We start from the raw sequence: 21,731 nt of genomic DNA on the forward strand, positions 1-21,731 counted from the left end.
TCTCCTCAAAAATCTCATATTGATCATCCTCACGGTTCCATGGATTTAACATTTCTTTTTCAGTAAAACCACAGTGTTGAAATTCCGTGGTTAAATCAATCGGTTTGGATTGATCATATATCTGAATAAAAGTACGTACATGCATTTTCGGTTGGATACTTTTTCCACTCACCTGAATCTTAAAGCTTTTCAGCAATTTTTCGGTGTCAGCGAAATCCGATTCAAAATAATTCTCAATTTTAGGTAAAGGAAAAATAATGGTTTCAGTGATGTCTTTATTGCTTAAATTTTTAAATTGATAATCGACTTTAATCTGTTTTTTACTGATAAATAAATCTTCGCTATACATTTGAATATCTTTATTTTTCAAATACTGTACGCCGCCCGTACTGACGTAACCCGTACTGTCATTGGCTAAAATAGTGGTATTAATCAATATAAGCACCCATAAATATTTATGCATATTTTTAATTTTCCTAAATTTTGATGCTGTAATTTTTAATGGCGGTGGCTTTTAAGTTTTATTGGTTGTTTTCAAATACAAGTAATCTTCGTGCAGTAGGTTTTTTAAGTTATATATTAATTAATATCTGATTGGAACAAAACAAAATTCCAAGTACAATAGCCCACTAGTCGAGGGATGCTGCGACGTTTTACAGGTATATCAATGTAAAATCGCTAGGCTCGACCATCGATCAAATTTTCATTTTGATCAACAACGGCATCCGCGAACATAACGATCCAATCTATTTTTTCCTAGGAGATCCAGATGAACGCGGTTACTGCTTCATTTACAGATTACAAAGTTGCTGATATTTCACTTGCTGATTATGGCCGTAAAGAAATCAAACTTGCTGAAGCAGAAATGCCAGCATTGATGGGCTTACGTCGTCGTTATGCTGCTGCAAAACCACTGGCTGGCGCAAAAATTCTCGGCTGTATCCACATGACCATTCAAACTGCCGTTTTAATTGAAACGCTGGTTGAACTCGGTGCAGAAGTACGTTGGACTTCATGTAACATCTTCTCAACTCAAGACCATGCTGCTGCTGCTATTGCCGCTTCAGGTGTTCCTGTGTTTGCTTGGAAAGGCGAAACTGAAGAAGAATACTTATGGTGTCTTGATCAACAAATTAATGTGAATGGCACCCCTTGGGATGCCAACATGATTTTGGATGATGGCGGTGATTTAACTGCTGTTGTGCATGAACAATACCCAGATTTGATTGCTAAAATCCACGGTATTACGGAAGAAACCACCACAGGTGTACAACGCCTGCTTGAAATGTGGAAAGACGGTTCACTGAAAACCCCTGCAATCAATGTCAACGATTCAGTGACCAAGTCTAAAAACGACAACAAATACGGTTGCCGTCACTCACTTAACGATGCCATCAAACGCGGTACTGACATGCTAATGTCGGGTCGTCGTGCATTGGTGATTGGTTATGGTGATGTGGGTAAAGGTTCAGCACAATCACTTCGTCAAGAAGGCATGATTGTACGTGTAACTGAAGTCGATCCAATCTGTGCAATGCAAGCTTGTATGGACGGTTACGAAGTCGTATCTCCATACAACAACGGCGTACAAACCGGTAAAAAAGAAGACATCAACCTGACGCTTCTTGAAAATACCGACCTTATCGTAACCACCACCGGTAACTATCACGTCTGTGATTCTGCCATGTTGGATAGCTTAAAAGCAGGTTCTGTGGTGTGTAATATCGGTCACTTTGATACTGAAATTGATACCAACTATTTACGTGGTTATAAGTGGGTTGAAGTTAAACCACAAGTACACCAAGTGTATCGTTCAGAAAATGAAAATGATTATTTAATCTTACTGTCTGAAGGTCGTTTAGTGAACTTGGGTAATGCGACTGGTCACCCTTCACGTATTATGGATGGTTCTTTTGCCAATCAAGTTTTGGCACAAATGCATTTGTTCGCTGAAAAATTTGCTGATCTTGCTGAAGATCAAAAACAAGCGGCCATCCGTGTTGAACTCCTTCCTAAGAAATTAGATGAAGAAGTGGCTGCGGCAATGGTGGCAGGTTTTGGCGGCGTATTGACCCAACTCACTCAAGTGCAAGCAGATTATTTGCGTGTTCCAGTTGAAGGCCCATTCAAGTCTGATACGTATAAATACTAAGTTCTGAAAATATCTCGACCCCGCCCTCTGCTCAACCCACCTTAAGCACCGCTTTAAAGTGACGTAGAACAGAGGGAACTTTCATTAACCAATGATGGGTCGGATGACTTTATCTGCGCCAGATATGGTGCAGATAAAGTATCGGATAAAGGACATACACAAAAATTAAAGTATTTATAATAAAGGATTTGAGAAATGACCAAACGTGTCCCAATTTCGTTTGAATTTTTCCCGACTAAAACTGATGTCGGTGCGGAAAAACTTCGTGTTGTGCATCAAGAATTACAACTGCTCAACCCTGCGTTTTTTTCAGTCACTTATGGTGCAGGTGGTTCAACCCGTGAACGTACGCTTGCTGCCATCAATGACTTTAATGGTAAAGGCACACCAGTTGCCCCGCATCTGTCGTGTATTGGCGATGACAAAGCCCGTATTGCAGAGCTGTTAGATTTATACAAATCGCAAGGCATTAACCGTATTGTGGCTTTGCGTGGCGACTTACCTTCCGGTCAAGTCAGCTTAGGCGAACTGCCCTATGCAGCAGATTTAGTGCGTTTTATTCGCCAACATTCAGGCGATCATTTCAACATTGAAGTGGCGGCGTACCCTGAAATGCATCCGCAATCGGATAGCTTCGATAAAGACATTCAACACTTTATTGCCAAAGCCCATGCCGGTGCCAATGCTGCAATTACCCAGTTTTTCTTTAATCCAGATGCATATTTTTACTTTATTGATCGTCTGCAAAAAGAAGGCCTTGATATTCCCGTTGCACCGGGCATTATGCCCATTACCAATGCCAGCAATCTGATTCGCTTTGCTGACGGTACAGGCGCTGAAATTCCACGTTGGATTCGTAAGCAATTGGCCACTTATGGTGATGACAGTGCAAGTATTAAAGCCTTTGGGCATGAAGTGGTGCTAAAATTATGCGAGCGTCTGATTGCCGGTGGCGCACCCAGTTTGCATTTTTACAGCATGAATCACACCGAGCCTAATCGCCAGTTGGTGGTTGATTTGGGTCTTGCTTAATTTAAATTAAATTTTCGTCTTTTCACCGATTTTGAGAGTCTGAACACGTGCCACGATTTTTTATGCAAGCGGATTTAACTGTGAATACACAGGTTGAATTAACCGAAACCGTTTTTCATCATTGGATAAAAGTGTTACGTGCCAAAGTCGGTGAAGTTGCTACCTTGTTCAATGGACAAGGCGGGGAATACCAAGTCACTCTGGTGCAGATTCATAAAAAATCGGCCAATATTTCTGTCGACTCCTTCAACCCTGATGACCGTACACCAATCTTTAACACCTTACTCGGTCAAGTGATGAGTAAAGGTGACCGTATGGATTACGTGATTCAAAAAGCGGTGGAATTGGGCGTTTCAAATATTCAATTGCTCACCTCTGAACGCTGCGAGATGCGGCTTAAATATGAACGCGATCAAAAGAAAATAGAGCATTGGCAAGCTATAGCCATTGCGGCTTGCGAACAATGTGGCATGAATCGTGTTCCACAAATTCTAGCCCCGATCTCTTTACACGATTGGCTTGCAAGTGATTTACCCAGTACCAAATTAGTGCTTGCACCCAATAAAGAACAAATTGATGTTTTAGCAAACACTACAACTGACATTGCACTACTGATTGGCCCCGAAGGCGGATTAAGTGATGCAGAAATCAGCTTGTCGAATCAGGCAGGTTTTATCAACTGGTGTATTGGCAATCGCGTCTTGCGTACCGAAACAGCACCGATTGTGGCCTTGTCTATTTTGAATTATAACGTAACTGGCTAGTTCATCTTATTTTGTGTAAATAAGCGCCACTTTGATTGATTTTACTTAATAACATTACTACTCTTGACAGCAACATATATTCGTACATATTTAAGATAATTTGCCTTAAAAGAATGTTGGAACAATTAACGTAAACAATCTATCGCAAAACGAAAATAAGGTTTTTGCTTGTATGCCAGATCTTCTCGATGAGCGTGTTAAACAGCATGTTAATGTAGCTCAAATTACCAATACGATTCGGCTTAGCCGATTTTTCGTGCTGAGTATTTTGATTGTTTCACTATATGTTTATGTTATTTATCAATTTAATTTTTCCAAACCTTCGCCTTATTTTAATCTTTGGTTTATTGCCACTGAAATTTTAGGCGGCTTAAGCCTGATTATTACCAGTATTTATTTTAAACCGCGTAATTTCGTACTCAAATACGCACACCGCTGGATACAATTACAGTGTCTTATCCTCGGCAGTTGTATTGGTGTCGGTATTTCTCTACTTTATTATGATTTACCACAATACAATACGGCGTTTAATCCCACACATGGCCTCATTCTCTCTGCCCTGCTGATGATTGTGACGCAGTCGGTGGCGCTGCTGTGCTTAACCCAACGCTTAAATTATTTTTGTTTGGCCTTTATTCCGGCCATTGCACCTTATTTTATTTGTCAGTTTATCGCTCCTGAAAACTCTAATTATTTTTTTCATCTGGCCAATAATTTTATCCTTATTTTTATTTTACTGTGTGCCAATTTAGCTTATCGCACACATATGCGTATTTCATTGCTGTCTTATAAGAACCAACAATTGATTAAAAGTGCAGAACAACAAGTACGTTGGACCGATGAGCTCTGTCAGCAACTGACCACTGAAATCAATAAATCTAAAGATATTGAATCGCAATTACACCTTCATAATCAATTGCTAGAACAAAAAGTAAAAGAGCGCACAGGTGCGATTGCACAAATGAATACCGATTTAGAAAACCAACAACAAAGCCTTGTTCTGGCACACGAAATTGCCGGCTTAAGACCATGGGATTGGAACATCAAAGATCGTGAAATTATCCTGACTGATGCCCTACACCAAAAAACGCTCAAAACCTTAAAACAGCATAAATTTAGATTAGAAAATATTATTCACCCCGATGATGTCGAACAATTTAAAGTGGCGATTAGAAAACATTGTCGCGGACATAGTGATCTGTATGAGACCACCTATCGTATTCAATATATTCCCGGAAAATGGAAATGGGTACACGATATTGGCCGAGTGATTTCGCGTGATCCGGCCAATAAAAAACCACTGCGTATGATTGGTATTCGCCGTGATATTGATGAAGAACGTCAAACTCAAGAGCGCTTAAAACTTGCCGCCAGTGTGCTACAACAAGCAGGACAAGGTATTTTCATCCTTGATGATCAACTGCGCTATATTGAAACTAATTTATTTTATGAACAGTTAACGGGCTTTTCCAATCAGCAAATTATCGGTAAATATTTATTTGATATTACTGAAAATGAAAAATCACGACAAAGAACCAGCCATCACGCGATTGTTCAGCAATTGCTTAAAATGGGTGAATTTGATGGTGAGCTGAGTGAAAAATTCCTATTTGCCAATGAACTGTGTATTTGCATGCACATTAATGCCATTAGTGATGAAAAAAATCGGGTCACCCACTATGTCGGTATTGTTTCAGATTTAACCGAACGCAAGTTACAAGAACAACGCTTATCGTACTTAGAAAATTATGATCCGCTCACCGACTTGCCCAATCGCTTTTATTATAATTATCAACTGCACCAATATTTAGTCAGCCAACAAGACTCGATTAAACAACTGGCAGTTATTCGCCTCAATATTGATCGCTTTAGACCGTTAAATGAATTTTTATCGAACAGTGGTGGCGATGAATTGTTACGTCAAGTGGCACAACGACTGCGACTGACCAATACAGAAGCCTTGCTGGTGGCCCATTTAAATGGCGATGACTTTGCCATTGTCTATGAAATTTCTCATATTCGCCCCTCTGTTCAAAAGCATTATGAAACCATGAGTCAGGCCTTTTTACTGCCCTTTCATATTCTTGGACAAGATCACATTGTCACCTTATCTATGGGCGTGGCGATGTATCCAGAAAATGGGCGACAATTGGATTATCTGAATAATTGTGCAGAACAAGCTTTAAGTGAAGCCAAAAGCTTAGGTGGCAACACTTTATGTTATTACTCCAATAAAACCAGTATTTTAACCACGCAAGAGGTTTATTTAGAGCGTGATTTACGCTTTGCCATCAATAACAATCAGCTGGTGGTTTACTACCAACCAAAAATTAATTTTAGCGATCACAATATTTATGGCTTTGAAGCCTTGGTGCGCTGGAAACACCCCACCAAAGGCATTATTGCGCCAAATCTGTTTATTCCTTTGGCTGAACAAACCAGTTTAATCTCTGACATTGGTAAGATTGTGATCCAAGAAACGGCCAAACAAATTCGCCAATGGAACGATTTAGGCTTTAATAATATTTGTGTCTCAGTCAATGTGGTGCCGCAGCAATTACAACGCGGACAATTATTAGAAGATATTGACTGCGCCATTGCCACTTATAATATCTTAGGTTCAAGCTTAGAACTTGAAATTACTGAATCGTCTTTACTTGAAAATTCAGTCAGCGTTAAAAATCTACTCAATGAAATTAAAAAACGAAATATCAATATTTCACTGGATGATTTTGGTACAGGCTATTCATCACTGGCCTATCTGGCCGACTTCCCGATTGATATCTTGAAAATAGATCGCAGTTTTATCTCCAAAATTGGTCAAGACAAACAAACCGCCATTGTGCGCGCTATGATTGCGATGGGCAAAGCCATGAATTTGGTTGTGGTGGCTGAAGGCATTGAAACACAGCAGCAACTCGATTATTTACAAGATTTAGAATGTGATATTGCGCAAGGTTTCTTCTTTTCTAAACCGTTACCTGAAAAAGAAGCCACGTTATTCCTAGAACAACACCGACTTATAACTTCTTAATATAAGTCATTGCGCTGAAAGATAAGTTTGCTGAAAAATGGCCGATTGGTGACTGGGCTAAGGGCGCAACTAATGGTATATTCGATAAAACGACGCAAAAAACCACCAGCTTTGGGCTGGGTAACTTAAGTAACAATAGAGATACCGATGGACGATCAATCATTAAAACAGCAAGCTTTGTACTATCACGAATATCCAACCCCAGGAAAAATCAGTGTTACGCCAAGCAAACAGCTAGTCAATCAACATGATTTAGCACTGGCTTACTCTCCAGGTGTTGCAGCGCCATGTTTAGAGATTGAACGTGACCCATCCACTGCTGCACTGTATACCGCACGTGCCAATCTAGTCGCCGTGATTACCAATGGTACAGCCGTTCTAGGTCTTGGTAATATTGGTCCTTTGGCCTCAAAACCAGTAATGGAAGGCAAAGGCGTACTGTTTAAAAAGTTTGCCGGTGTCGATGTCTTCGATCTAGAAATTGCTGAAAACGATCCAGATAAGATTGTGGAAATTGTGGCGGCATTGGAGCCGACCTTTGGCGGGATTAACCTCGAAGATATTAAAGCGCCAGAATGTTTCTATATTGAACGAAAACTTCGTGAACGCATGAATATTCCTGTGTTCCATGATGACCAACATGGCACCTCGATTATTGTCGGTGCAGCATTACTCAATGCCTTGCAACTGACCGGCAAAAAAATTGAAGACATCAAAATTATTGCCTCTGGTGCAGGTGCTGCAGCCTTGTCATGTTTAGATTTACTCTGCGCATTGGGCGCACGTAAAGAAAACATTACCGTAGCCGATTCACGCGGTTTGATCACCACACATCGTGACAATCTGGATGAGTCGAAAAAACGCTATATGCAAGACATTAGCGGCACACAACTCGGCGATGTTATTGCCGGTAGTGATATGTTCTTGGGTCTTTCTGCCGCAGGAATTTTAACCAAAGAAATGGTTAAAGTGATGGCTGAGAATCCAATTATTTTTGCCTTGGCCAATCCTGATCCAGAAATTTTACCTGAACATGCGCACGAAGTCCGTCCAGATGTGATTATGGCCACTGGTCGCTCAGACTATCCAAACCAAGTGAATAATGCCCTGTGCTTCCCGTATATCTTCCGTGGCGCATTAGATGTTGGTGCAACCACCATTAATGAAGAAATGAAGATTGCTTGCGTACATGCCATTGCACGCATGGCACACATCGAAGCCGATGCTGCCACTTATGGTGAAAAATCAGCCTCTTTTGGCCGCGAATATCTTATCCCGCGTCCACTGGATCAACGTTTAATTCTTGAAATTGCACCGGCTGTGGCCAAAGCCGCGATGGATTCTGGTGTCGCAACGCGCCCAATCCAAGATTTCTCAGCGTATCGTCAAAAATTATCAGAGTTTGTGTATAACTCTGCATTTATGATGAAACCGATCTTTGCTCAAGCCAAATCTGATCCTAAACGCATTGCTTATGCTGAAGGCGAAGATTTACGTGTACTTCGTGCCGTGCAAATTGCCGTCGATGAAGGCTTGGCTCAACCAATTTTAGTGGGCCGTACTGCGGTGATTGAAGCCAATATTAAAAAATTGGGCTTACGTCTTGAGCATGGCGTGAACATTGAAATTGTGGATCAAGAAAACAATCCGCATTACGAACAGTTCGCTGAAGATTATTATCAAACCATGCAGCGTAAGGGCGTAACGCCTGAGTATGCACAACGTGAATCACGTCGTCGCTCGACTTTAATTGCCGCTATGTTGGTGAAATTCGGTCATGCGGACGGTATGCTCTGCGGTACTTATGCAAGCTACGATATTCATTTAGATTTCGTAAGAAATGTCATTGGTCTAAAACAAGGTCGCAACAACTTCTTTACGTTAAATGCCTTGATGCTCAATGATCGTAATTTGTTTATTGCCGATACTTACGTCAATACCAATCCAACTGCTGAACAATTGGCTGAAATGACCATTTTGGCTGCTGAAGAAGTACGCCGCTTTGGTATTACTCCACGTGTTGCCTTGTTATCACATTCCAGCTTTGGCAGTGATCAGCACGATGCAAGTGCACAAAAAATGCGTAAAGTGTTTGAAATTCTGAATGAAATTGCGCCAGATCTTGAAGTTGAAGGTGAGATGCACGGCGATGCAGCCTTGGATGAAAATATCCGTCAGTTTGCATTCCCGAACTCACGCTTTAAAGGCTCGGCAAATTTATTGATCATGCCAAACCTTGATGCAGCCAATATTTCGTTTAATTTACTGAAATCAACTTCAGGCAATAATGTCACGATTGGCCCGATTTTATTGGGTGCAGCAAAACCGGTGCATATCTTAACGCCAACAGCGACTACGCGTCGTGTGGTGAATATGACCGCACTCACAGTGGCTGAAATTCAGCAGACTGAAACCAAATAAAGACTTACCTGAGCGAAAGCTCAGGTTCTTTACTTGAGAAAACCTCTATTCTGTAGCATGATTGCTTGAAGAATAGAGGTTTTTTTCATGCAAGTTTATTTAGTAGGCGGTGCAGTGCGAGATCATTTACTCGCTCATCCCTATCACGAAAAAGATTATGTGGTTGTCGGTGCAACACCTGAACAGCTTGTAGCTTTGGGCTATCAGCCTGTGGGTAAAGATTTCCCTGTTTTCTTGCATCCCAAAACAAAAGAAGAATATGCGTTAGCGCGCACTGAACGTAAATCCGGTCAGGGCTATCATGGCTTTGAATTCTATACGGATATTAATGTCAGTTTAGAACAAGATTTAATCCGCCGCGACCTCACCATTAATGCCATTGCCATGGATGAAGCCGGCCATATATATGATCCGTATGGCGGTCAACAAGATTTAAAAGATCGCGTATTACGTCATGTCTCCGATGCTTTTTTAGAAGATCCGTTACGTGTGCTACGTATTGCACGTTTTGCTGCACGCTATAAATCGTTAGGCTTTAGCATTGCAGATGAAACGCTCACGCTGATGCGCCATTTGGCAGAATCGGGGGAATTAAATACCTTAACGCCTGAACGGGTGTGGAAAGAAACTTCTCGTGCTTTAATGGAAAAAGATGCTGATCAGTATTTTGAAACACTGCGTAGTTGTGGTGCGTTAAAAGTTCTTTTTCCTGAATTAGATGCGCTATATGGTGTGCCGCAGCGCCCTGAATATCACCCTGAAATTGACTGTGGTATTCATACCATGATGTCATTGCAACAAGCCTGTAAAGCCAATTATTCACTTGATGTGCGCTTTGCCGTTTTAATGCATGATTTGGGCAAAGCCTTAACACCAGATGAGGAATTACCCCGCCATATCATGCATGAAGAACGTGGTATCAAACCGGTAACCGAAGTGTGTGAGCGACTTAAAGTCCCGACCAACACCAAACAACTGGCCATTGCGGTGTGTAAAGAGCATTTAAAATGCCATCAAGCCCTTACCCTTAAACCGGGTACTTTGTGGCGTTTATTGCAGCGCTTAGATGTGCTGCGCCGCCCTGATCGAGTGGAGGCGTATGTACAAGCCTGCGAATGTGATTCACGTGGTCGCCTTGGTTTAGAAGACCGCGAGTATCCTCAAGCAGACTATGTATTAAAAGCGATGCAGGTGGTGCGTGCTATTCGTGCGCAAGATTTACCGCCAGAGATTAAAGGTCCCGATATTGGTGAGATGCTGATTCAACGCCGTATTGATGCCTTAACAGAATTTAAAGCCCACTATCTCAGTGTTTAATCCTCCTGTTTAATGCATCTTCAATAAAAAAGCGCCGTGATTTCAGCGCTTTTTTATTGAACATCAAGATATGCGACAAAAGAAAAATTCAATCTACTTTTAAGCCTAGAATATGGACTTTAATCGTTATCCACCCTTATAGCCACAGCCTAAGAAATATCTGCAGGGAAAGTCAGCACTTGCTCTAATTTCATTTTTTTAGTTGCCACCATCAATAAACGGTCTATACCCAAAGCAATCCCTGCACATTCTGGCATCGCAGCCAAAGCTGCCAGTAAATACTCATCGACTGGCATAACGGTTAAAGCTAACTTTTCACGTTCACGGTTATCTGCTTCAAATCGTTGTCGTAAGATGTGAGCATCACTTAATTCATCATAGGCATTGGCCAATTCCAAGCCTTCGATATACAGCTCAAAGCGTGCAGCAACCTCCTCCCCATCTTCGTCTAATTTTACTTTGGCTAAGGAGGCCATTTCAGGTGGAAAGTCGGTTAAGAAGACCGGACAATCAAAACCTAAACTCGGCTCGACGATATGGGAAAACAACAAATCTATATACCCCAAGCGGTCATCACCTAAATCAAGATCTAAACCGACGCGAATACAACACTCCTTGAGCTGTTTTAAGCTGGCCTGTAACGGATTCAGCTCCAGACGATCCATAAAAGCATGCTTATAACTTAAAATCGTAGGGCGCACCTGCCCAAAACGCTGTCCCAAAGTCAGGTTAAGTAAATCGGTGACTTCCAACATCAGCGCTTTTAAGCTGAAATGCGGCCGATACCACTCCAACATGGTGAATTCACTGTTGTGTTTACGGCCGTGTTCGTCATCCCGAAAAACTTTACATATTTGATAAATTGCTCCGCTGCCGCTGGCCAATAAACGCTTCATCGCGAACTCAGGTGAGGTTTGTAAATAATGCAGATGCTTACGACCACCCATATGACGCTGTGCCTGTATCGACGCTAGATGTACATCGGTGACGCCAGCTTGCGATAAAATCGGCGTTTCTACTTCTAACACTTCGCGCTCAGCAAAAAATTGGCGAATTTGGCTATACATTCGAGCGCGCGCTTGTATCGCAGGCATATCGCAGCTGGGTTGATAGCGTATAGCAAGATTATCCTGACTCATGCTGTTGGCCCTCCATGCGCAGCCCATTCACGGCGAAGCGGATAACTTTTACGCAAATCATCAAATGCCTGCTGATCTACTTGACCATTGTTTAAACATGCTCTTAGATTGGCATCATCGCGTGCGATATCATAAATTTGGCTTAAATGCAGGTTGAGCGCTTGTTTTAAAGTTTGATCTTGAAAATAGGGCTTACAAAGCGGCAATTGCGTGTCAAAGCGTTTATATGCATCAGCATGAAAAGTCTGACAAAATGCCTGATAAATCATTTCGGTACCGCGTGCTTTGCCTTCTAAGCTATAGCCTGCGATATGCGGTGTTACCAGACGCAGCAGATTTAATAATTCTGCCGAAATTTCTGGCTCATGTTCAAATACATCCAATACCACTGCACGCTGACGCTGTTGAATATCGGCAATTAAGGCAGCCTCTTCAACCACAGCGCCACGGGCGGAATTAATTAAGATCGCATCAGGCTTCATGCCGGCTAAAGCTTCTGCATTAAACAAATGAAAAGTTGGATGCTGTCCGGTTTCAGTCAACGGCACATGGATAGAAATAGCATCTGCAGTTTTTAACACGTCCTCGAACGTGCCTTGTTGAATATCCTCATGCTGTACAAATGGATCAAACCCCAGCACGCTCCAACCCAGCAATTTTGCCATTGCAGCCAAGCGTGAACCGACATTGCCTAAGCCAATAATACCCAAAGTAAACTGTTCATTTTGATCGATTAAAGTCGGCTGTACATATAACAATGCGGTAATCACATATTCAGCCACTGCTTGTGCATTACAGCCTGCTGCATTTGACCAGGTAATATGATGTTTTTCTAAACTGTTAATATCTAAATGATCAGTTCCAATGGTGGCGCTACCCACAAATTTTAAGCGCGTATCTGCAATCAATGCCTCATTCACAGGGGTCACTGAACGCACCAATAGCGTATCTGCATCTTTTACTTGTGCATGCGTTAAGCTGCGCCCAGCAAGCTGCTGAATTTCACCAAATTCGGCAAAAAAATAGTCAGTAAAAGCCAGATTTTCATCTGCAACAATTTTCATAGCGCGTTCCAAGGACCTGAAGAACACTATAATAACGCTTAGCCGCAGCTCTGACCATGTATGTCGGTGATATGACCCAGCATCTAATTCAACTTTATCAGACTCAAATCAGCATAAATTTATGCGTGACTAAATTTTAAGCCACTCATCTATCGCGTTAAAAAGTCGTGTAAAAAACAGATTCAGACCCTGAAGTTTTTAGCAAATGAATAGAAAAAGATCATTCCGATCATTTTCCAACTTATAGAATCTTCTATTTGAATATCTACCTCCTCAGCACTAAACCTGCGCTTTCAACAGTAAGCATCGATTTACAAATACCTGCTCTTGATATTTTAAAGCGCTTATACAGCATGGTTTTTAGCAGCGTATTGATTGCTGAATTTTCGCTTACAACCGCTGCAATCATTTAAAAATTAATGCGGTATGTCGATATTATCGGATAGATCGTGCGTCTTATTCCAGCGCTACATTTTATTTATAAAAAATCGTCGACAATAAAAAACCCCGATCAATGATCGGGGTTTTTAAATTTGGCGGAAGCGGTGAGATTCGAACTCACGGAGGACTCACACCCTCGTCGGTTTTCAAGACCGGTGCATTAAACCGCTCTGCCACGCTTCCAATGGCGGCTATCATATAAATAAAACATCCACTTGGCAAACACTTTTCTACTTTTTGCCTATCGAATGCTTAAAATAAAAGCAAAAGTGCTTAATGATGTAAGCTTTACGAGGTTTCATAGCGAATTTTATTGATATACCAAATTTTTTTACCCGATGGCGTCAGCACTTCCACCTCATCTTCTACCTGTTTGCCCAATAAAGCACGCGCCATGGGTGAAGCAATGGAAATATGTTGCGGATGATGATCATAAATTTCATCTACGCCCACTACACGTAAGGTCTTTTGTTCACCTTGATCATTTTCAATCTCCACCCAAGCACCAAAATATACTTTACCGGCTTGTTCAGGTGAAAAATCAATAATTTTTAGCTCTTCTAAACGCTTGCCGAGGTAACGAACGCGGCGGTCAATTTGACGTAAAATTTGTTTATTATATTTGTAATCAGCGTTTTCACTACGATCGCCGAGACTGGCCGCCCAGTTTACTTTTCGCGTGATTTCTGGACGTTCTTCATGCCAAAGCCGTTGTAATTCTGCAACTAATTTATCATGTCCGGTACGCGTAATTAAGTTAGATTTCATAGTATCTTCGAAGGTTAAGCTTACAATTAATGAACAAAGAGCGCTGAGATTATCCGCTGTTTATTCACATCTAGAGTGTATAAAATAAATTAATCAATTAAATCAAATCATTATGCAGTATATTTATAAGAAATTTCGTACAAAATTTGACAACCTTGCTTTTGATGTTTATTATTCGCGCATGTTTTCAAAACGATCAATTTTCAACCTATGTAGAAATTCTACACTATTCTCCCTTTAATACCCCTGTCATTTTTGAATGACGTCATGACTGCCCAACCCTTATTGAATTTATCAACTTGTAAAAGTCTGAGGCATGTCCGCCTTTACTTTTTAGGGCATAAATTACTTGTAGCGGAGACAACATGCTCAGTAGTTCAACTTCTGGAGCAAGGCTTAGCCTTAGCTCTTTCAACGCTTCTCTGTCTTTAAAAATTCTTGCATTGAGTACTTTACTCATTCCGTTTCACAGCATCAATGCCAGTAAATCATATCAATACGATACTGTGGTAAAAGACAAACAACTTACCGTGGTTTCAGTTGAAAATGCCACTACGGTCTTTAAAAACGATTCACACCTCTATGGCTTTGGTTATGACTTGGCGCGTAACTATGCCAAAAGCTTAAATGTTAAATTGGTCTTTAAAACCGTACCCGATAATGCCACCGCTTTAAAATGGGTTGCACAAGGTAAAGCCAGTTTTGCCATGACCACCGCCAATGTGGCAACAATTGAGCAAAAACATTTAACGTCATTTTCAGCCACCTGCGGTGATTTAACCAGCTTGCAACAAAATGGCTTAGACACCAACTTAAATTGGGTGTTTAAGCACAGCGATGATCCCTTGGCACAAACAGCAAGTGGCTTTGTGTGCCGTGGTAAACAATCCGGCTCAATTCGTCAATTGGCTTCATTTTATAATCGAAATGTCGTGAAACAAGAATCATGGGATACTATTCAGCGTGATTTAAACCAACGTATGCCCATTTATAAAGCCAGTTTTAAACGTACCGCTGCAAAATACGATTTAGATTGGCATTTATTGGCTGCCATCGGTTATCAAGAATCTTATCTTAAACCCAACTCGGTCTCTCCCACCGGTGTTCGCGGCTTAATGATGCTGACCAACAATACAGCCAAAGCCATGGGTGTCAGTAATCGAACTGATCCCAAACAAAGTATTGAAGGCGGCGCGAAATATTACGACCAGATGTTAAGTCGATATCCGGAGGTGCCTTATCCGGATCGAAATTGGTATGCACTCATTGCCTATAATATGGGCCCCGGTGCCGTCAATCAGATTCAAAAGAAAATTAGTGCACAGGGCAAAAACCCGAATAGCTGGGTCAATATGTATAGTTATTTACAACGCAATAAGGCTCACAATGGGCGTTATCGCCAAGCGGTACAGTATGTAACGCGAATTCGCTCTTACTTAGAACATATTAAAACCACGCAATTGGTCAATATCTAAGTCAAATTTAGCCATAAAAAAAGCTTATCCAAATGGATAAGCTTTTTTTCGTTTTAAAAGCACTTAAGCGGTATGCTCAAGCACTTTTTTAAACAAATCTTTTTGTTCTTGGCTTGGCTTAGCAGTTTGCAAAGCCATCAATTGTGACATATCGCCCTGAACTTTAATTTTACCGGTCATAAAGGCTTGCATTGCTGCAGCCATATCAAACTCTAAGAACACTTTACGTAAGGTTTCACCATCCATATTTAAAGTGGTTTTAGCATTTGAAGAGAGACCTTTTTTGATCGCACCGCCATCCAAAGACAACTCTGTGGTGTTTTGCCCATCGACAACCACCAAATTAATGGCTAAGTTTTTAAGTGCAGGTGGCAAGTTTAAATCACCGGCTTCAGCAGTCAATGTATCTACGGTTGAAAACCAATCATCAGTTAAAAAGGTAGGCATGATGTTTCCTCAATTTATTTGTTGATTTGTGTCGCCTATCCAGACAACATCTTTGTGAAGCTATTATGCTTGAGGGTTGTTATAGCATGTAAAATTGTTTTCTGCTTTAGCTTTTTTGCACGCAGCGTTCAATTTTTATCTTTTTAAGGCCTTTATAAAATTAACTGATAATTTAACATAGACACCAATCCTAGATTGATGTCTATGTTGATGCTTATTCTACGGCAAAGCCTAAATTCACCATATCAATACGTTTACTTGCAGCTTCATCAGACGCTGAGGAAGTTGGCGTAAAATCCATTTGGCGCTGTTCATCTAAGGCTTCAAAATCAAACAATTCACGATCGGCCAATTGTGACGGCGAAACATTTTGCATCGCACCAAAAATACTGTGTAAGCGTTTTGGATATTGTGCATCCCAATCACGCAGCATGTTATTGATCATGGCACGCTGTAGATTTTCTTGCGAACCACACAAATTACACGGAATAATTGGAAATTGACGCATCTCAGCATATTTAATGATGTCTTTTTCTTCCACATAGGCCAGTGGACGAATCAAGATATTTTTCTTATCAGACGACAATAATTTCGGCGGCATGGCTTTTAAACTGCCACCGTGGAAAAGGTTTAAGAAGAACGTGGCCATAATATCATCACGATGATGACCCAGCGCCACTTTGGTTGCGCCAATCTCTTGAGCGAAACCATATAAAGAACCACGGCGCAATCTTGAACATACCGCACAGTAGGTTTTACCTTCTGGGGTTAATTTTTTGGTAATGCTGTAGGTGTCTTTTTCCAAAATATAATACGGAATATTATTTTCTTCTAAATAACGTGGTAACACGTCATCTGGAAAACCCGGTTGTTTTTGATCTAAATTCACAGCCACCACATCGAAGTTAATCGGTGAGATGCGTTTGAACTGCAACATAATATCAAGCAAGGTATAACTGTCTTTACCACCAGAAATACATACCATTACCTTGTCACCTTCTTCGAGCATTTTAAAATCACGAATGGCATGACCGACTTGGCGGCGAAGCTTTTTCAACAAACGGTGATATGCCGAACTTGTTGGCAGTTCTGGTTTGAAATTAAATCCTTGTGCGGACTCAACTGGCGAGTACATAGACGAATTTGCCCATAAATAAAATACCGCGTGATTTTAGCCGATTCAGATGACTGTCGCAGCAAAAGAATGTAAATTCTGAAAATTGACAATCCTGTGCAGTTAACCTTGCCTTAAAAATATCAACTGTTTTGACCTTATGCGTTCAAATTACAGTCACAATGCCTACGCTTTGTACATTTGCTCAGTTGTCCACAAAAGCTGTGGATAACTTTGTGGATGCAATCCAACTTGACAAGGTCTCCGACCTATTATTTAAGGCTTTTCCTTAGATTGGTTATTTTTTGATCAATTTTATTATTTATATTTATCAGTAACTTATACCTGTCAAGCAAACTGGATTAAAAAAATATTAATTTTTTTTAAGGGCAATCTTTCAGCCTTAGCCTTGCTTTTTACAAAGTTGTGGAGAAATAAATTATAGAACAGGTTTTATTGTGTATTTTTTTGTTAAACTTCTGTCTAACTGTTTGGGGCAGATTTTTTATCTATAAAAAAATGAAAAATAACTTTGTAAATATCGGGCTGTATGTTTTAGGTTTGGCACTGGTCGGTTCTATGGCATCGAGCAGTTATGCTGGTCAAACGCTTTATCAACTCAAAGAAGCCAATGGAACGACGTTACTGACCAACAAACAAAGTCGCTATAGCCATCTTCAGGTAGAGAAAAAAACCTACTACCCAGACAGCAATATGCACAGCTATAGCAACTGGGGACAATCCGAAGCGTCGGTCTTACCCAGCTATAATCGCAATAAAAATGCTTTTGACGGTTTTATTAAACAAGCGGCATCACAGCATGGTATTGCTGAAGGTCTGATTAAAGCGGTAATGCATACTGAATCGGGATTTAACGTCAATGCTCGCTCTCCAGTCGGGGCGCAAGGCTTAATGCAACTGATGCCTGCCACCGCAAAACGTTTTAATGTATCCAATGCTTTTGATCCGCAGCAAAATATTAATGCGGGCGCTAAATATCTGGCATGGCTGATGAAACGGTTTAATGGCAATACCTCATTGGTATTGGCCGGTTATAACGCCGGTGAAGGCAATGTGGCCAAATATGGGGGCATTCCACCGTTTAGAGAAACCCAAGACTACGTTAAGCGCGTGAGCAGTCGCTACAGCAATTTATACGCCAATGGCTTGGGCAGTCTGGCCTCAAGCGCAGCCAGCAGCAACAATGGACAAATTATTGCTCAGTCCTCCAACTATGCATCTAGCGCTGACAGCATTGCCGTACAACCGGTAAAATACCAACGTCAGATGATTAAAACTGCCGAGGGAATCTATACTGATGCACCGGGTGCCTATGCCACTGCACATGCAATCGCTTCTGCAAAAATTTTAATTAGTGACTAAAAACCGGTTAAATCAGCTCAAATGCCGGCAAATGACTGATTTTCCGGCTTGAAATTCTAAAAGCGACCCCTCATATTTAGTCAGATGATTTCTGATATATACGTCAGATTGGTTTTTTATTTGAAGAGGATTTTCCCAATGATGCGGATTGGTTTGTTCTTGCTAACCAACCTCGCGGTACTGGTGGTGGCGGGCATTATTTTGTCGCTGTTCGGTGTCGGTAGTTACTATGGTGCAGGCGGCTTAAATTTAGGCAACCTATTGGTCATCTGTTTTGTCTTTGGTATGGTCGGTTCACTCATTTCTTTGTTCTTATCGAAATGGATGGCCAAACGATCTACCGGCACTGAACTGATTGATCCTAATGCACCGCGTAATCAGGCAGAAGCATGGCTACTACAAGAAATTGCGCAGTTGGCACAGCGCTCCGGCATTAAAATGCCAGAAGTGGGGATCTTCCCTTCTTATCAGTCCAATGCATTTGCAACAGGCTGGAACAAAAATGATGCATTAGTGGCCGTTTCAAGCGGCTTACTTGAACGTATGAATAAAGATGAACTACGTGCAGTACTGGCACACGAAATTGGTCACGTGGCCAATGGTGACATGGTCACGCTGGCGTTAGTGCAAGGTGTAGTGAATGCCTTTGTAATGTTCTTTGCCCGTGTGGTCGGTGACTTTATTGACCGTAATGTCTTTGGCCGCGAAGAGGGTCAAGCGCCCGGACTGGCGTACTTTGGTATTACCATTGTATTGGATATTGTCTTTGGTATTTTAGCCTCATCGATTGTGATGTGGTTTTCACGCTACCGTGAATATCGTGCCGATGAAGCCGGTGCACGTTTAGCCGGTAAACAAGCCATGATCTCTGCACTGTTGCGCTTACAGGCAGAGTCAGAATTGCCCGATCAAATGCCCAAAGAGATGAAAGCCTTTGCCATTGCCGAGGGTAAAGAACAAGGTTTTAGCTTGGCGGCTTTATTTCACACCCATCCGAGCATTGAACAACGCGTAGCAGCATTACAGCAGTTAAACTGCCCATAAAATGACTGAATTGAGTGCGTATAAAAAGCCTCCATAGGGAGGCTTTTTTAATCATAACAAAGTATCCAGAAATGAGCATCAATTCAAATTTTGTTTAAATTGCAGTGTTTTAAAAATTAAAACCTTGTAGTGCTTGTCCAAGCCAGCTTAAACCAAACCACAATGCCGCCAGCATGAGCAATAAAAAAATCACCCCCAAGAAATCTGGAATATGCAGCCAAAGCCATGCCATCGCCGGATGACGCCACAGCGCTGAAGTTTGCTGTTTCTGCTCTAAACGCTCATGTAAAAAAGGATGCAATACATGCGCATCACTGTGTATCTGATATTCTTGCTGAATATGTTCATGCACCACGCTTAAGGCTTTGCGACTGGGCCGAATAAACACATCAAAAACAGTTCCCACCACCGGAATAAAACCCACCACGGCATCAAGCATGGCCAACTTCATCACAGGGTTTAATTTACTTTGCGGTACGCCAATTTGCTTGGCTTTATAAATGGCATAACAGGTCAGTACAAAACCCGCGACATCGCCGGCAATCGGGATGGTGCTTAAAGCGGCATCGGCACCTACGCCTTGCTTGGTAAACGGAATACGCACCATCGAATCCATCATATTGGCAAATTTGGCTAAATCGCGTTCTAAACGCACCACTTCTGACTGGCTAAGTTTTTTGTGTTGCTGTGGCATTGCCGAGCTTCCAAAACAGTTAAGCTGAATGCGTAAATTACAGCATAACTGCCTGCATTGAAGTGTCGTTATTTCATAGTGTTATGGTGCAATGCCTGTCAATAATTGCGAGGCAATAAATAAATACACAATCACGCCTGTGGCATCACAAATTGAGGTGACCAAGGGTGCTGAAGCACTGGCCGGATCGAGTTTAAAGCGATTTAAAATAAACGGCAAACTCATGCCAATTAAGCAGCCCAACAACACAATGCCCAACATGCTTAAAGCCAACACCAATGCCACCATGGCATCGCCTCTAAAATACCCCAATACCGAGACGGCAATCGCCATAGTGACGCCTAGACATAGCGCCACCAAACTTTCACGGCCAAGCAAATAAAACCAATCTTTAAATTGCACGTCACCGGTGGCTAAAGCACGCACCATCAATGTAGCCGATTGTGAACCGGCATTACCGCCACTTCCAACCAACAATGGCAAAAAGAACACCAATACAATATTGGCCGCAATAATGTCTTCAAAATGTGCAATACCAATACCAGACAGTAAGCTGCCAAATACCAAAATCACCAACCAAAATACACGTTTTTGATAAAGTACAAAAATAGAGGCATTTTTAAGACTTAATTTTGAGGATGCATTGACCGCCCCTACACGCAAGAAATCCTCGGTGGCTTCTTCACTGGCCACATCCATCGCATCATCATAGGTGACAATACCCACCATCACGCCTTGCGCATCGACAATCGGCAAGGCCAATAAATCATAACGCGCGATGGTTTTCGCCACATCGTCTTGATCGGTATCAACATCGGCAGAAATTAAATCAGTGGTCATCAACTGATCCACTTGATCTTGTTCTTGACCCAAAATCAGTTGTTTTAAAGAAATCACGCCCAGCAATTTACGCATCTCATCCAACACATAAGCGATATAAATCGTTTCTGTGGCGGGCGCTTCTAAACGCAACATTTTAATGGCGTCCAGTACTGTCATATTGGGTTTTAAAGTCGCATATTCAGAGCTCATAATGGCCCCTGCCGTCCCCTCGACATAGGCTGCCAACTGCCGAATATCTTCACGTTTGGCTTGTGCCAATGCCGGTAACAAAACATTTTGTTGCTCAAGGTCGAGTTGTTTAAAAATATCGGCGCGCTTATCTGAAGGCATTTCGCCAATAATTTCAGCCAAAGTGGCCCACGGCAAAACTTGGGCAAATTTAACCTGTTGCTGCGGCTTTAAGTAGGAAAATACATAGGCACGCGCCGGCAAATTGACCAATAAAATTTGACTGGAAGATAGCGGTAGTTGGGTGAGAATATCGGCTAAATCTGCCGCTTTAAAGGTATGTACAGCATCTAGAGCACGTTGCAGATGATTGTTTTCAAGGGCATCATTTAATAGATAAATAAAATTTTTATTGCACATGTAATATGTCC

16 protein-coding genes, 1 tRNA gene and 1 pseudogene are annotated in these 21,731 nt (G+C 41.5%); 9 read left to right on the top strand and 9 right to left on the bottom strand.

The features are described 5' to 3' along the window. Positions 1-463: pseudogene (locus tag SE27_RS14515) on the bottom strand (DUF4424 family protein); the annotation flags it as partial. Positions 464-769: 306 nt separating this feature from the next. On the opposite strand from SE27_RS14515, the gene ahcY reads away from it, so the two are divergent. From ahcY to SE27_RS10490, 6 genes are all read left to right on the top strand, one after another. Continuing rightward, positions 770-2,152 (top strand): adenosylhomocysteinase, encoded by a 1,383-nt coding sequence (gene ahcY / locus SE27_RS10465; protein WP_039623175.1) that lies wholly within the window; start codon positions 770-772, stop codon positions 2,150-2,152. Positions 2,153-2,347: 195 nt separating this feature from the next. Next, positions 2,348-3,184, top strand: coding sequence for a methylenetetrahydrofolate reductase [NAD(P)H] (metF, locus tag SE27_RS10470; RefSeq protein ID WP_039623177.1), 837 nt, complete (start codon positions 2,348-2,350; stop codon positions 3,182-3,184). 47 nt (positions 3,185-3,231) lie between these two features. Next, complete coding sequence (locus SE27_RS10475; protein ID WP_039623179.1) at positions 3,232-3,948, top strand: 16S rRNA (uracil(1498)-N(3))-methyltransferase; 717 nt, start codon at positions 3,232-3,234, stop codon at positions 3,946-3,948. 172 nt (positions 3,949-4,120) lie between these two features. Continuing rightward, positions 4,121-6,982 (top strand): bifunctional diguanylate cyclase/phosphodiesterase, encoded by a 2,862-nt coding sequence (locus SE27_RS10480; RefSeq protein ID WP_039623181.1) that lies wholly within the window; start codon positions 4,121-4,123, stop codon positions 6,980-6,982. A 147-nt stretch (positions 6,983-7,129) separates the two neighbouring features. Continuing rightward, positions 7,130-9,403: an NADP-dependent malic enzyme gene (locus SE27_RS10485; protein ID WP_039623183.1), complete on the top strand. Its 2,274-nt coding sequence runs from the start codon at positions 7,130-7,132 to the stop codon at positions 9,401-9,403. Positions 9,404-9,490: 87 nt separating this feature from the next. After that, a complete protein-coding gene (locus SE27_RS10490; RefSeq protein WP_039623185.1) occupies positions 9,491-10,720 on the top strand; it encodes a multifunctional CCA addition/repair protein in 1,230 nt (409 codons plus the stop codon). A gap of 149 nt (positions 10,721-10,869) precedes the next feature. On the opposite strand, the gene epmA is transcribed toward SE27_RS10490, so the two are convergent. The 4 genes from epmA to greB form a co-directional block, all read right to left on the bottom strand. After that, complete coding sequence (gene epmA, locus SE27_RS10495; protein ID WP_039623186.1) at positions 10,870-11,859, bottom strand: EF-P lysine aminoacylase EpmA; 990 nt, start codon at positions 11,857-11,859, stop codon at positions 10,870-10,872. Beyond that, entirely contained in the window at positions 11,856-12,923 is a 1,068-nt protein-coding gene (locus tag SE27_RS10500) for a 4-phosphoerythronate dehydrogenase (protein ID WP_039623188.1), read from the bottom strand. The genes epmA and SE27_RS10500 overlap by 4 nt, the downstream gene beginning before the upstream one ends. A gap of 534 nt (positions 12,924-13,457) precedes the next feature. Further along, positions 13,458-13,547, bottom strand: a tRNA-Ser gene (locus SE27_RS10505). A 105-nt stretch (positions 13,548-13,652) separates the two neighbouring features. Then, positions 13,653-14,132 carry a transcription elongation factor GreB gene (greB, locus tag SE27_RS10510; protein ID WP_039623190.1) on the bottom strand — a complete coding sequence of 160 codons (480 nt, stop codon included), beginning with the start codon at positions 14,130-14,132 and terminating at the stop codon, positions 13,653-13,655. 365 nt (positions 14,133-14,497) lie between these two features. Here greB and SE27_RS10515 point away from each other — a divergent pair, with 365 nt between their 5' ends. Continuing rightward, positions 14,498-15,607 carry an MltF family protein gene (locus SE27_RS10515; RefSeq protein WP_039623192.1) on the top strand — a complete coding sequence of 370 codons (1,110 nt, stop codon included), beginning with the start codon at positions 14,498-14,500 and terminating at the stop codon, positions 15,605-15,607. 63 nt (positions 15,608-15,670) lie between these two features. On the opposite strand, the gene SE27_RS10520 is transcribed toward SE27_RS10515, so the two are convergent. Beyond that, entirely contained in the window at positions 15,671-16,054 is a 384-nt protein-coding gene (locus SE27_RS10520; RefSeq protein WP_039623195.1) for an SCP2 sterol-binding domain-containing protein, read from the bottom strand. 214 nt (positions 16,055-16,268) lie between these two features. Next, the gene (ttcA, locus tag SE27_RS10525; protein ID WP_039623197.1) at positions 16,269-17,189 is read right to left on the bottom strand and encodes a tRNA 2-thiocytidine(32) synthetase TtcA; all 921 of its coding nucleotides are present in this window, start codon (positions 17,187-17,189) and stop codon (positions 16,269-16,271) included. A 498-nt stretch (positions 17,190-17,687) separates the two neighbouring features. Between ttcA and SE27_RS10530 the strand changes: the two genes are divergently transcribed. Together SE27_RS10530 and htpX are read left to right on the top strand one after the other, a co-directional pair. Continuing rightward, positions 17,688-18,551, top strand: coding sequence for a lytic transglycosylase domain-containing protein (locus tag SE27_RS10530; protein WP_039623199.1), 864 nt, complete (start codon positions 17,688-17,690; stop codon positions 18,549-18,551). 138 nt (positions 18,552-18,689) lie between these two features. After that, on the top strand, positions 18,690-19,595 hold the full coding sequence (htpX, locus tag SE27_RS10535; RefSeq protein WP_039623201.1) for a protease HtpX: 906 nt from the start codon (positions 18,690-18,692) through the stop codon (positions 19,593-19,595). A 109-nt stretch (positions 19,596-19,704) separates the two neighbouring features. Here the strand turns inward: htpX and SE27_RS10540 are convergent, their stop codons facing one another. Together SE27_RS10540 and mgtE are read right to left on the bottom strand one after the other, a co-directional pair. Beyond that, positions 19,705-20,289 (bottom strand): DUF4112 domain-containing protein, encoded by a 585-nt coding sequence (locus SE27_RS10540; RefSeq protein ID WP_039623203.1) that lies wholly within the window; start codon positions 20,287-20,289, stop codon positions 19,705-19,707. A gap of 81 nt (positions 20,290-20,370) precedes the next feature. Then, entirely contained in the window at positions 20,371-21,720 is a 1,350-nt protein-coding gene (gene mgtE / locus SE27_RS10545) for a magnesium transporter (RefSeq protein ID WP_039623205.1), read from the bottom strand. Positions 21,721-21,731: the final 11 nt, after the last annotated feature.

This window comes from Acinetobacter harbinensis, assembly GCF_000816495.1.
GTDB lineage: Bacteria > Pseudomonadota > Gammaproteobacteria > Pseudomonadales > Moraxellaceae > Acinetobacter > Acinetobacter harbinensis.